This is a genomic window from Streptomyces marinisediminis (assembly GCF_026262575.1).
Lineage (GTDB): Bacteria > Actinomycetota > Actinomycetes > Streptomycetales > Streptomycetaceae > Streptomyces > Streptomyces marinisediminis.
Genome location: NZ_JAPKFL010000003.1, coordinates 1 through 13,332 on the forward strand (window position 1 = coordinate 1; position 13,332 = coordinate 13,332).

The following is a 13,332-nucleotide window of genomic DNA, read 5'->3' on the forward strand; positions in this document are numbered from 1 at the left end:
CACTTCTTGCAAATCCTCCGCTCCTTCTCCTTGGCTTCCTTCTCCATGCGCTGGGCCACAACGTACGTGGAATACGACCTCTGATGAACAAGCACCGGGAGGTGCTGGTTCGTCATCTTCCGCTGGCACCGTCCCCCGAGTCTTGGTCGGAGCGCCAGACTCGCCACGTCGCTTCTCTCCGTCAGTCGAGTCACGCAATACGTGAAGCTGTAGGCACCGCGGTTCGGTCCCTGCCGGCAGGGAAGGCGCACGTTGGATCTGCCAGGTGCACGCGGGCGGACTGCGGTGTCATCGACTTGAGAGGCTTTGGCAATGTTCGGCGCTGCCCCAAGCGTCGATTCATAGACACGTAAGCAACGCTCTACCGTGAAACTCCCCCCACTTTTCGATAGCTGAAAACAATGAGGATTCTTTTACGTCTGAGCAACTGAAGGCGCCCCTGACTGCGCGAGCTATGGCGTCACTCGACGCCTTGGAACCACATTTGCGATGCAGGATTGTGGCGAGAGCCGAGAGAAGGTCATGGCCCGAGCAATAACGCTCTATTTCTGACATGGCGACCCTCTCTTGCCGATAAAGGCGCACAACCTCTTCTTTGCATTCTAATTCTTTTCCGGATCTCCGCAAAGAAACATCGAGTAGCCGGTCAAAATCGATACCAGTTCCGCTGTCGTTGAGGGCGACGGAGATTGGAAAATCACGCAGATTTAGCTGAAGTCGATGCTTCTCTGACGTGAACCTCAGGGCGCCTACTGGAAAGGCTATATGAGTTACTAGTTCATGCAGAGTCGAATGTGGGCAGTTAGCGATATGAGATCTAAGCTGCGATCTATTTGCGAAGCTACCTGCCACCCTGAGAACGTTCTGCTCCTGGAAGAAGACGGTGGCGTCAATGTCGTAGTAATCCGTGTAGAAAACGCCCTCCTCTTCGTCCTTTGGATACAGCAGATCGACCCAATCGAGATCGATTACCGCGGCGAGCCGATTGAATCCCTCTTCACGTGCCATGCGAATGGCGCCGAGAACTACCGTTTTCCCGCCGCCCGGCAGAGTGTCGCATAGCGTCATGTCGATATGCGGATCAATCACGCTGCAGTCCGTGTCGCCCTCTACCAGCAAATACAGCAGATCGTTGGTATCTGCGAGCATCATGACGTGCGACAAGACGTCGTCGGCCGTTAAAAGATCAAGCATTTTTGCCCCCCCCAGTCAGGATTTTCAGTTATCGACCCCGAGCGACACGGCGCGATTTCGCCACTTGTGGATAACTTGCGGCGAGTGGGTTGCAACAATAAATCTCAGTGAGGCCGTGTTTGCAATGTTTGCGATGTCATTGAGGAATTCTTGTTGCCAAGCGACATGGAGTGAAATCTCGGGCTCATCAATTAGTACCAGGCTATTCTCCGCGACGTTGAACAAAAGATCGTAGGCTAGCACGAGCTCGTGCTGCTCCCCCGAGGAAAGGCTTTCGGCTGGGATCTCTTGTCCCAAATCCGTGACGAAGCTGAAGCCGCCTCTGTTCAAGCGAAGTTGTTTGAATTGGAAGCGCGAATTGACGATATCTCGAAAAAGCTGTACGCGCCTAAGCAGATCTTCGAATGTAGCAAGTTTTCTTTCGGAGTCATCTAGGTAAGTCCACAAGACAAGTCGCTGGGATGAGTCCAACTTCTTGTCTGGTAGCGGAAGATCCGACGAACCCTGGAGGAGTGAAACTTCCGCAAGCCGATCCCTGAGTTCACTCTGCTCGTTGTAGCGAGCTCGAATAGCTTCTTCAGTGGCAGCGGCAGGTGGGTAGCCCGCGGAAAGGAGGCGTCGAGGGAACGTCCTGTCAAGCTCTTGGGAGGTTCGAGAGTTCTGGGCGAGGGCCTCGTGCATTCTGCGCGAAAAGTCCTCAGAGAATTCACGAACTGTAATTCGATCTGTGGGTTCGCCACGCGACTGATCCCGGGATGGATTTACGCGGGTGAGAAGCCGCTGCGTCTCAATCAGATGAACGTCTGCGCTCTGTAGAAATTCTCTGATTTTTTCAGGCACCTGTGGGAACGGGGCCAACTCGGAGGGAATCAGGTATGCATATTTCTCAATCACCTCAGCCCGATTCAAATTTTGCCCTGTTTCAGGATCAAGCCACTTGCCGCCACCCCTATAGTGGGCGGGTGTATACCTATCAATGAGACGCATCCATCGACTCATGGGAACGTCTCGTAGATCGTTTTGATCTTTAGTGTTAACCCAATCGATACTGTCGCCACCGGTTTCTTCGAACAGTAAGCGAAGTGTGTAGTCGTACTCGCTTTGCTCTTCATTTGCCGGGGCTGCGAGATTTTCGACAGTGAGGCGCGTTCCGCCGTCAAAGGTGAAGAGTACTTGATTGAAAGGAGTGCGTGAAACTCGCCCAAGCTTGAGCTGGAAAGTGTTACTGATTAGTTCTAGAAACCTAGTCTTCCCGATGCCATTCGGGCCATAAATGATTACGAACTCTTGTTCTGGGGGGAACTTGATGGTGTGATTGAACCGCCCAAGAAGTCCTTGGACTGAGACCTCGATCAACTTTGGCGCAGTGGGCACTGGTCCCCCTCGATGGGCGTATGAGATCCAAAATATTGTCGCCAGGAAGGCTGTGCGTGTCTACCTACTCGCGAAGTGCCGCTTGTGCGCGCGGGAACCAGAACCGTCCGTGATCGATCCGCTGAAGCGGTTTCGCTACGAGGTCGGCGGAGCGGGTTTGGCCGGTGGCCTGCCCGGTCTGGGGTCGGGCATGATCAGGGGGCCGTACGCTGGTTGGCAACTCGGGCAGGCTTTGGGCCTGACCGCAATGTGCACGAGTGGCCCCCTGGTCTTGCTCGACGCGGGACCCGGACCGGGGAGGTGACTAAAGCCGTGGAGCCGACCGCCCCAGCCACGACGTACGTCTTCTCTGGCATCAGGCGGCTGACTGCTGTGCGCGGCACGGGCGCTGGCCGGGCTGGAGCGGGGCGGAGACAGGAGCGCAGGCCCGGCCGGGGGCCGGGCCGCGCGCGGTGAGCGGAGCGAGCCGCCTTGAAGACGTAGAGAAAGTTGTTACTCGGCCTTCGTGTTGAGGTCGGTGTGGGTGAGGAGTTCGGCGCAGGGTGGTAGGGCGCTGGTGGTCCGGTGGGCGAGGGTGAGGAAGGTGACCGGGCGGGCTGTCCAGGTGATCCGCGTGGCGCCTTGGGTGATGGTGAGGGTGTGGGGCTCGCCGAAGTTGAGGTCACGTTGGGCGTCGGTGTGTTCGGCTTCGAGCCAGTGCCATGCCTCGGTACGCGCACTGCTGTGGAGGGCCAGCGCGATGGCTCGCAAGGCCACGCGGATCCAGCGGGTGGCCTGACCGGGTGTCGTGGCGTCGAAGGTGGCCACGGTGCGGGGTTCGCCGCTTGCCGGATCACGGGTAAGACATTCGCACCAGATGCCGGGGGTCGTGAGCGCTCCGGGGCGGGTCATCGGGTGGCCTCCGCGTAGAGGACGTAGCGGGCTTCGTCGTCGTAGGCAGTGAGGGTGTACGGGTGCCCGTGTACGAGGAGGTGGAGGGCGTGTTCGTGTTCGGCTTCGTCGGTGAGCCAGTGACGTAAGGGCTGTGCGTACGGGGGGTCGAGTTGGGTTGCGATGTGGTGGGTTCGGGTGCGGAGCCATCGCAGGGCCAGGCGGGGGTTTCGGGTGAGGTCTGCGGCCAGTAGAAATCGGCGTTGCCCGGTGTGCGCGGTGGCGTGGCAGTGGATGGGGCAGGTCAGCATGAGCGGGCCAGGGCATGGGGTCGGTGGGCTGCCTCGGTGGGCAGGTGAGCGGTGACGGTGTGGCCCTGGGGTGTGGGCGTCACGGTGAGCTGCGCTGCGAGGGTGGCGACGATGCTGAGGCCGCGGCCGTGGATGGAATGGTCGTCGGCCTGGTGGATACGTGGGCTGGTGTTGCTCCTCCCCGTGTCGGTGACGGCGATCGTGACGCCCTCGGTGGCGACCGTGATCGTGATGCGCAAGGTCCGGCTGGTGGTGTGGGTGATGGCGTTGGCGCCCAGCTCGGTGACGATGAGGGCGGCGTCGTCGGCGCAGGGGGTGTCGTGGAGGAGGTCACGGGTCCAGCGGCGGGCGCGGCTGACCTCTTCGGGGAGTCCTGGCAGGAGGAGTTCCCAGACGCGGCATGTGCTCGTATACTCGTGCATACAAGTTCTCCTGTGCTGGTGGCCGCTGTGGACCGTGGGTGTGTGCTAGACGAGTTTGACCCCGTCGTGAGCGCGGATGGCGGGCGGCGACGTGGCGTCCAGTGCGTCAAGGACGCGGATCGCGTACGCCTCGTCGGCCAGCTCGGAGACCTCTTCGCGCGTGGCCCAGCGCAGGGCCTTGGTCTCGTCGCCGGTGGTGGGCTGACCGTCGATGGCCTCGCAACGGAAGACCAGGGAGACGATCAGGCCCTTCATGTTCTTGTAGACGCCGGTCAGGGCCGCCGGAGTGGCGATCTTGATGCCGGTCTCTTCGAGGACCTCGCGCTGGAGGGCGTCGGGTAGGGTTTCGCCGGCCTCGACGACGCCGCCGGGCGGTTCCCAGTGGCCGTTGTCGCGTCGCTTGATGAGCAGGGCGCGACCGTGGTCGTCCACGATCACCCCGGCGACGCTCACGGAGTGGGGGCGCTCGGCAGTGCTCACGTTCGGCGGCTCTCGTTCCGTCGGCTGGCTAGGCTCTCTCACCGTAGCAACAGCACTCAGCCTCTCGTCTAGATATCCAAAGGAGTACACATGGCCGCTCTTCCTTCCGGCCTGCTCGGCTCGCTGGACCCGACCAGTGATCGCGCCGTGTTCCGACAGATCGCTGATCAACTGCGGGAGGCCATCGACAGGGGCCGCTTCGCGGAAGGGGCCAAGCTGCCCTCGGAAGCCGAGCTCGTGGACCACTTCGGGGTATCCCGGATGACCGTCCGCAACGCGCTGTCGATGCTCCAGAGCGAGGGGCTGGTCTCCTCGGAGCACGGCAAGGGTGTCTTCGTCCGACCGCGTCCGCCGGTCCGTCGGCTGGCCTCCGACCGGTTCGCCCGGCGGCATCGGGAACAGGGCAAGTCGGCTTTCACCGTGGAGGCCGAAGCGGCGGGGAGCCGGCCCGAGGTGGACAACCTGGAGGTCAAGGAGGAACGGCCGTCGGCTGACGTCTCCGCCCGGCTTGGTGCGCCCCGGCGGGTGCTCACCCGGCGTCGGCGGTACCTGCTCGACGGGCGGCCCGTGGAGTTCGCCACGTCGTACCTGCCGCTGGACCTGGCCCGCGATACGCCGATCGCCCAGCCGAACCCCGGCCCCGGCGGCATCTATGCCCGGCTGGAGGAGCTGGGGCACAAGCTCGACCGCTTCGAGGAGGAGATCCGCGCCCGGATGCCCTCCCCACAGGAGATCAAGACGCTGCGTCTGGCCGCCGGTGTGCCGGTCATCCACCTCGTGCGGACGGCCTACGACACCAAGGGGCGAGCCGTGGAGGTGTGCGACACGGTGATGGCCGCAGACGCCTACGTCCTGTCCTACCAACTGCCTGCCACGTAGGGAGCGGGTGTCGCTAGGGAGTTGACGATGCCTCGGGAGGTTCGCCGCCGCCGAACTCGTACACACCGAGAGGCATACTCGTATAGACGAGTGGGCAAGCCTTGTGCCACAGTGGTTCGCGTTCCCGGCTGAACCTCTCGGCCTGGCGCATCTTGTCTAGACGACTAGGCGTTAATGGCTGAGGCTGACACGAAGGAGACACATCCCGTGCGTTCCATCCGAGTTGAGACCTCCACCGCGACGATCCTTCTGACCGAAGCTCCCCAGCCGAAGGTGCGGGACCGCCAGACGGGAGAGATCGCGAAGGACGCCGTGAGCGGTGAGGCGCTGATGAAGGTCGGCGTGGTCTACATCGACGAAGGGGAGTCCTCGCTCATCCATGTCACCGTTCCCGAGAGCGGTGTCGTGGAGGGGCTGGTCCTCGGCTCGCCGGTCGCGCTGCCTGGCCTGGTCGCCCGGCCGTGGGAGTCGGTGTTCAACGGCCAGCAGCGGCACGGCATCGCCTACCGGGCCGCCGCCGTCACCGCTGGCGCCGTCCCCGCTGCGGCCGGTGCGGGGGTCTGAGGTGTCCGAGCTGCTGCACCTCCTGGAGCTGGGTGGCCCCCTCGTCGCGCTCGGCGGCGGGGCCGCCTGGGCCCGAGTCCGTCACCCGGCTCTCTACTGGAACACCGTCGGCCTGCCGCTGTCGGTCGGGCGGCTGCTGGCCTCGTACGGGTCGGTGATGGAGTCCTGTGGGCTGACGGTGGCCCCGACCCGGCTGCGGGCTCTCGCCGTGCACGCCACGACTCGGCGTGAGGTGCGGCCGGTTCCGCCTCGGCGGGGCCTCATGCGGCCGACGTCCACCGGGCTGCGGCTCCGGCTGCGGCTGGCACCGGGACAGGAGCCCGCCGACTTCGCCGCCTCGGCCGAACGGCTGCGTCACGCCTGGGGCGTACACGCCGTCCACGTGACGCCGGTCAAGCCGGGTGTGGTGGAACTGCGGCTCGTCGGCTTCGACGTCCTCACCCGGGTGCGGATGCCGAAGTCGGCACCGGCCGAGCTGCTGAAGGTGCCGGTCGCACTGCGGGAAGATGCCACGCCGTTCGTTCGCGACTACCTGACCGTGCCGCATCAGCTCACCCTCGGGGCGACGCTGTCGGGTAAGTCCATGTACCTGCGGAACCTGGTGGCCGGGCTCGCCCGTCAGCCGGTCGCCCTCGCTGGGATCGACTGCAAGCGCGGGGTGGAGCTGGCGCCGTTCTCAGCACGTCTGTCCGCCCTGGCCACCGAGCCGGATGAAGCCGCTGACCTGCTGTCGGCCCTCGTCAATGAGATGGAAGACCGCTACGACGTGGTCAAGGCACGGCAGGGCATCGCGCCCGACACCCCGGACGAAGAGATCACTTCCGACGTCTGGGGCCTACCCGAAGCCGACCGTCCGGTGCCCGTCGTGCTGTTCATCGACGAGGTGGCCGAACTGTTCCTCACCGCGACGAAGAAGGACGAGGAACGCCGGGACGCGATGGTCACCCAGCTCATCCGCCTTGCCCAGCTCGGCCGCGCGGCGGGCATCCACCTGGAAGTCTGCGGCCAGCGGTTCGGCGCCGAGCTGGGCAAGGGCGCGACCATGCTCCGGGCCCAGCTCACCGGCCGCGTCTGCCACCGCGTCAACGACGAAGCCTCCGCCAAGATGGCCCTCGGCGATATCGCCCCCGACGCCGTCGGCGCGGCCTGCGCCATCGCCCCGGAAAGGCCCGGCCTCGCCGTGGCCGGTGACACCTCCGGCGGCTGGTCCCGCATCCGCACCCCGTACCTCTCCCTGGGTGACGCCGCCGCCGTCTGCCAGGAGACCGCCGAACTGGTCCCCGACGTCCCGGCCCTCGCTCCGTACCGGCCCGCTACCGCTGTGCCCGGCTGTGGCCCGCCCATGCCGCTGACCAAGCCCCGGCCCGTCACCGGCTGATCTCCCGTTCCGCCCCGGCCGGCGCGGCCTCCTCGCACCACGTCCCTACCCCGCCATGCCCGAAACCGAAAGGAGGTCCCGCGATGCGCCGCTCGCTGGCCCGGCTCGACGCCGTACTGATCCAAGCGGTGATCGCCGGTGCCCTGTCCTTCGCCCACCTCCACGACCTGGCCGAAGCCGCCGGACAGCACGGCTGGATGGCCTGGGCCTACCCCGTCTCCGTCGACCTGCTCCTGGTCGCCGCCTGGCGACGCCTGCGAACCCGATGGAGGTCTACGCCGAGGCGAGCGAGGAGGAGGTGCGCGACGCGATCGGCAAGCTGTCGACCGCTATGGGCGGCAGCGGCTGACGCGGTTGCTGTACTTTCCTGCTTGCAGGCACGAAAAAGCCCCCTCTGGGGTGATCCCGAGGGGGCTTTGACCTGCTGCGCGCTCGGCAGGATTCGAACCTGCAACCTTCTGATCCGTAGTCAGATGCTCTATCCGTTAAGCTACGAGCGCTTGTCCGGTCCCGGTGGTTTCGTCCGGGGCGGCGTTGCGGGAACAACATTACATGACCTGCGGCCACGGGCGAAATCCATTGGTCGCACCCGGCCTGACCTGCGGAAACGTCGGAGGAACGCGAAAGCCCCCGCCGGGTGGCGAGGGCCTTGGTGATCGTGAACGATCGAGCGGAGGCTCCGGGATTTGAACCCGGGATGGGGGGTAACCCCAAACCGCATTAGCAGTGCGGCGCCATAGACCAGACTAGGCGAAGCCTCCTCACACCCCGCGGCGAAGCGGTGTGTGCGCAGAGATGATGGCACAGCCGGTGGGGCCGCTGCCAATCGTCGCCCAGAGTACCCGGCGGGCGGGGCGGCGGGCAAAGCCCTTGCGGCGCGGCGAGTGCGCCGCGGGGCGGGACCGCGGTAGTCCCTTCGGGTTGTCCGCGGCCGGGTTGCGCGACTCCGGGCGGGGTGGAGCGTTAGGGGTGTGGGGTCGACCGGACCCCTCGCGTTAGGGAGCGTTCCATGTTGCGTCGTACCGCCACCACCGTGGGTCTCACCGCCGCGCTCGTCGCCCTGGGCGGGCCCGCACTGGCCTGCCCGCCGCCGGCGAAGGCGGACCGGCTCGTGATCACGTACCAGGAGGGGGGGATGTCGGCCGCCGAGCGGTTTGTGCTGGAGTGCCACCCGGTCGGCGGCGACCACCCGCAGGCCCGGGAGGCGTGCGCCGCGGTGGAGCGGGCCACGCAGGGCCGGGCGCCGAGCGTGTGGGAGCCGGTGGACGAGAACCAGATGTGCACCCAGATCTACGGCGGTCCGCAGACGGCGCGGATCACCGGCGAGTGGGGCGGGCGCGAGGTGGACGCCCGGTTCAGCCGCGAGAACGGGTGCGAGATCCACCGGTGGGACCGGCTGACGCCGGCGCTGCCCGCGGTGGCCTGACGCGCACGGGCGCGGACGCCGGGGCCCGGGTGCGGATGTCGGGACGCCGGGCGCGGACGCCGGGGCCTGACCCTGGGCACGGACGCCCGGCCCTGCCCCCCGGCGCGGGCACACGGTGCTCGGCTCCGTCCGCTCGGCAGCCGGGCTCCTGGGCCGTGCGCGGGCGCTCGGGTCGTACGGGGTCGGTCGGGTCGGCGCCGTGCTTCGCGCCTGCACGCGCTGCGCGGGCGTACGGGCCTGACCGCGTGCTCGGATGCCCGGGCCCCGGCCCGGTGCGGGCGCGGGTGCGGGGGGGGGCCGCGCCGGGCACGGCAAGGCCGGTGTGCGTGCCGTGCCCTCCGGGCCCGGCACGGAGCGCGGGGCGCGGTGGTTTGGGGCGGCCTGGGCGGGCTGCGGTGGCTTCACGCAGGCTGTCCCGAAGACGCCGCGGCGGAATCCGCAGCCGCCACGTCCGCTCCCGCGCGCGCTGCGCGTCCCCGTAGACTCCCTGTGGTGACACGCCCGGTAACACGACCAGCCGACCCGGGCCCCCACGTGCTCAGCAGGGAGGAAAGCCGACGTGAGCAGCAGGCCGTCCCGAGGCGCTGCTCGCCTCGCCGCCATACTCGACGCACTGCCGGACGCGCTGCTGCTCGTCAACGCCAACGGCACCGTCGTGAACGCCAACAGCATCGCCCTGGAGGTCTTCGAGACCCCGGGTACCGCGCTCGTCGGGCGCGGGCTGCTCGACCTGCTGCCCGCGTTCGACTCCAAGCGCATCCCCGGGTCGATGCGCCGGCCCGACGAACAGGTGGAGGGGCGGCAGCCGCCCACGCGCATGATCGCGCGCCGTACCGACGGCGGTGAGTTCCCCGTCGAGGTGACGAGCGCGAACCTGGCGGACGGGCGGACGCCGTACGAGTCGTCGTTCGAGGCGGCCTACGCCGACCACGGCAACGCCTACACCGGCGACGAGCTGCTGATGCTCGTCGTGCGCGACCTGACCGGCACGCTGGACACCGAGGCGGAGCTGGCGCGCCAGCAGCGGCAGACGGAGATGATCCTGCGCGCGGCGGCCGAGGGCGTCATCGGGACGGACACCGAGGGCCGGGTCGTGCTGGTCAACCCGGCGGCGGCGACGCTGCTGGGCTACCGCGCGAGCGATCTGGGCGGGCAGGCGCTGCACCCGCTGGTGCACCACTCGCGCGCGGACGGCTCGCCGCTGCCGTACGAGGAGACGCCGCTGGCCGACACGCTGCGTTCCGGGCGCAAGCACCGGGTGCGCAGCCAGGTGCTGTGGGCCAAGGACGGGCGCGCGGTGCCGGTGGACATCACGACCGCTCCGGTGCGCGACGGCGACCAGCTCGTCGGCGCCGTCCTCACCTTCACCGACCGGCGTCCGCTGGACTCGCTTCAGGCCCGGCACGACCAGTTGCTGGCCGTCTGCACCGACGCCCTGCGCGGTCCGCTGGACGAGCTGCGCCGCGAGCTGGGCGGGCTGGCCGCCGATCCGGCGGGGCAGCTCTGGCCGGAGGCGAACCAGGTCCTGCACTACCTGTCGGCCGGGTACACCCGGATGACGACGCTCATGGACAACGTTCTGGGCTACCAGCGGCTGGAGACGGGCCGCGACAAGCTGGAGCCGCGCCAGGTGGCTCTGGACGCGGTGGTCTCGGCCGGCGTCGAGGGGGCGATCGAGCTGATCGGGCCGGGCCGGGCCCAGTTCGCCGTGCACGCGCCGCCGGTGCACGCGGTGGTGGACCCGGGCCGCCTGTCGCTGGCGCTCGCGCACCTGATCGCGGACGTCGCCGGGGTGGACGCCACCGGCAACGCCGTCGCGCCGGGCGGGTCCGGGGACTCCACGATCGTCGTCGCGGCGGCCAAGCGCGGCGGGGACGAGCCGGTCGCCCGCATCGAGGTGCGCGGTCCGCACGCGGGCGGCGACCCGGTGCACGAGCCGATCGTGCGCGGCATCGTGCGGCTGCACGGCGGCGTGCTCCAGACGCACGAGGTGCCCGGCGCGGCGGCCGGCAGCGCGTTCGTGCTGGAGGTGCCGCTGGGCGACGTCGACGAGAGCCTGGTGCCGAAGCCCGCGCCCCGAGCGAAGCCCGACGCGTCCGGGGAGCAGCCGCCCGCCGCGGACGCCGGGGAGGCGCCGGAGGCCGGGGCCGGGCACGCGCGGCCTGACCTCGTCCCGGCGACGCCCACCGGACGGCGCGCCCGCCGCCCGCTGCAACCGCCCGTGCGCGAGCGTGCCGAGGGCGACGCCGGCACCGGGGGCGACGCCGAGGCCGCGCCACCGGGCGCCTCGGCCGCGGGGCTGATCCCCGAGCAGGTCGCCCCCGGCACGGGTCGGCGCGGACGCCGGGCGAAACCCGCGCCGGAGCCGAGCGGCACGCCGGACGCCCCGCCGCGGCGCACCCCGTTCGCGCTGCCGCCCGCCGAGGCCGACCGGAGCCCCGCGCCGCAGACCCCCGCGGAGCCCCACCCCGGCTACCCCGCGCCCGGCGCGCAGCCGCCGCCGGTGGACCGGCCCACCGGGCGACGCCGCAAGCCCTCACCCCCGGACGGCGCGGCCCCGCAGGCCCCGCGACCCGGCGCCCCGGCGCCCGCGCCCGCCCCCGCGCCGGAACCGCCGGGCGGGCAGCACCCCGGTCGGCGGGGGCCGGGTGGGCAGGCACCGGTGCCGGAGCCGCACGCTCCGGAGCCGCCGCGGGCGCCGACCCCGGGCGCCCCGCCGCCCGGGGCTCCGGAGCCGCCGGAGCCGGGGCCGTCCCAGCACGCCCCGTCGGCACCGCAGGCCCCCGGCCAGCATGCCCCCGCGCCGCAGGTCCCCGGCCGGCAGCTCCCCGCGCCGCGGCCGGGCGCGCGGCCCGAGCCCGGGCAGCCGCGGCCGGACTCGGCCGCGGAGGAACCGGGTGCGCCGCGGGAGCCCGGGGGGAGCGCGGTCGCGCACAGCCCGATCCTGGGCGGTCCGGCGCCGCGCCCACCCGTCCAGCCGACGCCGCCGTCGCTGCCCCGGCCCGGGGCCGAGCCGTCCGCCGAGGGCTCCCACGGGCACGGCATCAGCGTGCGCACGCTCGGGCAGGGCGTGCCGTACGCCCGCCCGGGCGGCGAACCGCCCGCGTCCGCGCCCGGCGACCCGGGCACGCCCCCCGAGGGCACGCCGCGCCCCGGCACCCCGGCCGGAGGCACCCCGCACCCCGGCGCCCCCGCTGGAGGCACCCCGGCCGCCGGAACGCCGGCCACGCCGCCCGGAGGGACGGGGCGGCGCCGCAAGCTCGGCACGCCGCCCGCGGAGGGCGAGCGGCCCGCCACGCCGCCGCGCGCCGCCGCGCCCGAGCGGCAGTCCGCCGAGCCGCTCGTCGGGCCCCAGCCGCCGCACGGGGGCCGTCAGTTCGCCATCGGGGCGCCGAAGGCCGGTGCGGACGAGGGGCCGGAGCCGCTGGACGGCCCGAACGGCGCGGTGGAGGTGCACGACCGGCACGCCGACGCGCCGCCGCGCCCGATCGACGTGGACGACGAGTTGCCGCCCGAGCCCCTGGACAACCCGCGCCGCCTGCTGGTGTGGCCGGAACCGGACGTCTCGACGCAGCAGGCGCTCACCGAGCGCGGGTACCGGCCGGTGCTCGTGCACTCGCGCGAGGAGGTCGACGCGCAGATGGCGGCCTACCCGGCCGCGCTGTTCGTCGACCCGCTGACCGGACCGATCACCCGCACGGCGCTCCAGTCGCTGCGCCAGGCGGCCGTGGCCGCCGAGGTGCCGGTGCTGGTCACGGCCGGGCTCGGGCAGGCGAGCCGGGAGGCCGCCTACGGCGCCGATCCGGCCGTGCTGCTCAAGGCGCTCGCTCCGCGCGACAGCGAGCAGCACCCGCCGCGCGTCCTGCTGGTGGAGGAGCACGCGGTGATCGCGGAGGCGTTCACCGCGTCGCTGGAGCGGCGCGGCATGCAGGTCTTCCACGCGCCGACGGACAGCGAGGCCGCCACGCTCGCGTCCCAGGTCCGGCCGAACCTGGTGGTCATGGACCTGCGGCAGATCCGCCGCCGCCGCGCGGGGGTCATCGACTGGCTGCGGGTCAACGGCCTGCTGAACCGGACGCCGTTCGTCGTCTACACCTCGGCGGCGATGGACGCGGCCGAGCAGGCGCTCCTGACCTCCGGCGAGACGGTGCTGTTCCTGGCCGAACGCTCCACGAGCGCCGAGGTGCAGCAGCGGATCGTCGACCTGCTGTCGAAGATCGGCGCGGCCTGACCGACGCGGGCCGAGCCCACGCGCGCCGGGGCCCACGCGCGCCGAGCCGACGCGCGCCGGGGCCCATCGGTGCGGGTGGGCGCCGCGCCGCCCCGGCCCGCCCGGGGACCGCAGGCCGCGGGGCGGGCCGGGGCCGCCGGAGGCTGCGGTCGGCCGGAGACGCGGCCCGAGGCGGCCGTCGTCGCAGGGCCGCCCGGGCCGAG

11 protein-coding genes, 2 tRNA genes and 1 pseudogene are annotated in these 13,332 nt (G+C 69.9%); 6 read left to right on the forward strand and 8 right to left on the reverse strand.

The genetic code is table 11. The features are described from left to right. Nucleotides 1-339: 339 nt before the first annotated feature. From OSB71_RS03005 to OSB71_RS03030, 6 genes are all read right to left on the reverse strand, one after another. The gene (locus OSB71_RS03005; protein WP_265943860.1) at nt 340-1,194 is read right to left on the reverse strand and encodes a DUF4435 domain-containing protein; all 855 of its coding nucleotides are present in this window, start codon (nt 1,192-1,194) and stop codon (nt 340-342) included. A gap of 24 nt (nt 1,195-1,218) precedes the next feature. After that, nucleotides 1,219-2,550 (reverse strand): AAA family ATPase, encoded by a 1,332-nt coding sequence (locus tag OSB71_RS03010; RefSeq protein WP_265943862.1) that lies wholly within the window; start codon nt 2,548-2,550, stop codon nt 1,219-1,221. Nucleotides 2,551-3,060: 510 nt separating this feature from the next. Next, a complete protein-coding gene (locus OSB71_RS03015) occupies nt 3,061-3,324 on the reverse strand; it encodes a hypothetical protein (RefSeq protein ID WP_265943864.1) in 264 nt (87 codons plus the stop codon). Nucleotides 3,325-3,455: 131 nt separating this feature from the next. Further along, nucleotides 3,456-3,749, reverse strand: a complete 294-nt coding sequence (locus tag OSB71_RS03020; RefSeq protein WP_265943866.1) for a hypothetical protein — start codon at nt 3,747-3,749, stop codon at nt 3,456-3,458. Continuing rightward, nucleotides 3,743-4,171 carry an ATP-binding protein gene (locus tag OSB71_RS03025; RefSeq protein WP_265943868.1) on the reverse strand — a complete coding sequence of 143 codons (429 nt, stop codon included), beginning with the start codon at nt 4,169-4,171 and terminating at the stop codon, nt 3,743-3,745. Before OSB71_RS03025 ends, OSB71_RS03020 begins: the two co-directional genes overlap by 7 nt. Nucleotides 4,172-4,216: 45 nt before the next feature. Continuing rightward, nucleotides 4,217-4,624: an NUDIX hydrolase gene (locus OSB71_RS03030; RefSeq protein WP_265944298.1), complete on the reverse strand. Its 408-nt coding sequence runs from the start codon at nt 4,622-4,624 to the stop codon at nt 4,217-4,219. A 117-nt stretch (nt 4,625-4,741) separates the two neighbouring features. Between OSB71_RS03030 and OSB71_RS03035 the strand changes: the two genes are divergently transcribed. From OSB71_RS03035 to OSB71_RS24565, 4 genes and pseudogenes are all read left to right on the forward strand, one after another. Beyond that, nucleotides 4,742-5,530, forward strand: coding sequence for a GntR family transcriptional regulator (locus tag OSB71_RS03035; RefSeq protein ID WP_265943870.1), 789 nt, complete (start codon nt 4,742-4,744; stop codon nt 5,528-5,530). 207 nt (nt 5,531-5,737) lie between these two features. Continuing rightward, entirely contained in the window at nt 5,738-6,094 is a 357-nt protein-coding gene (locus OSB71_RS03040) for an SCO3933 family regulatory protein (RefSeq protein WP_265943872.1), read from the forward strand. A 1-nt stretch (nt 6,095) separates the two neighbouring features. Continuing rightward, nucleotides 6,096-7,472 carry an FtsK/SpoIIIE domain-containing protein gene (locus OSB71_RS03045; protein WP_265943874.1) on the forward strand — a complete coding sequence of 459 codons (1,377 nt, stop codon included), beginning with the start codon at nt 6,096-6,098 and terminating at the stop codon, nt 7,470-7,472. Nucleotides 7,473-7,555: 83 nt separating this feature from the next. Beyond that, nucleotides 7,556-7,720, forward strand: a pseudogene (locus tag OSB71_RS24565) (DUF2637 domain-containing protein); the annotation flags it as partial. A 179-nt stretch (nt 7,721-7,899) separates the two neighbouring features. Here OSB71_RS24565 and OSB71_RS03050 read toward each other — a convergent pair. Both OSB71_RS03050 and OSB71_RS03055 read right to left on the reverse strand, forming a co-directional pair. Next, a tRNA-Arg gene (locus tag OSB71_RS03050) sits at nt 7,900-7,972 on the reverse strand. A gap of 171 nt (nt 7,973-8,143) precedes the next feature. Beyond that, nucleotides 8,144-8,233, reverse strand: a tRNA-Ser gene (locus OSB71_RS03055). Between the two features lie 248 nt (nt 8,234-8,481). Here OSB71_RS03055 and OSB71_RS03060 point away from each other — a divergent pair. Both OSB71_RS03060 and OSB71_RS03065 read left to right on the forward strand, forming a co-directional pair. Next, entirely contained in the window at nt 8,482-8,898 is a 417-nt protein-coding gene (locus OSB71_RS03060; protein ID WP_265943876.1) for an SSI family serine proteinase inhibitor, read from the forward strand. 559 nt (nt 8,899-9,457) lie between these two features. Further along, nucleotides 9,458-13,129, forward strand: coding sequence for a PAS domain-containing protein (locus OSB71_RS03065; RefSeq protein WP_265943878.1), 3,672 nt, complete (start codon nt 9,458-9,460; stop codon nt 13,127-13,129). The last annotated feature ends 203 nt before the right edge of the window (nt 13,130-13,332 follow it).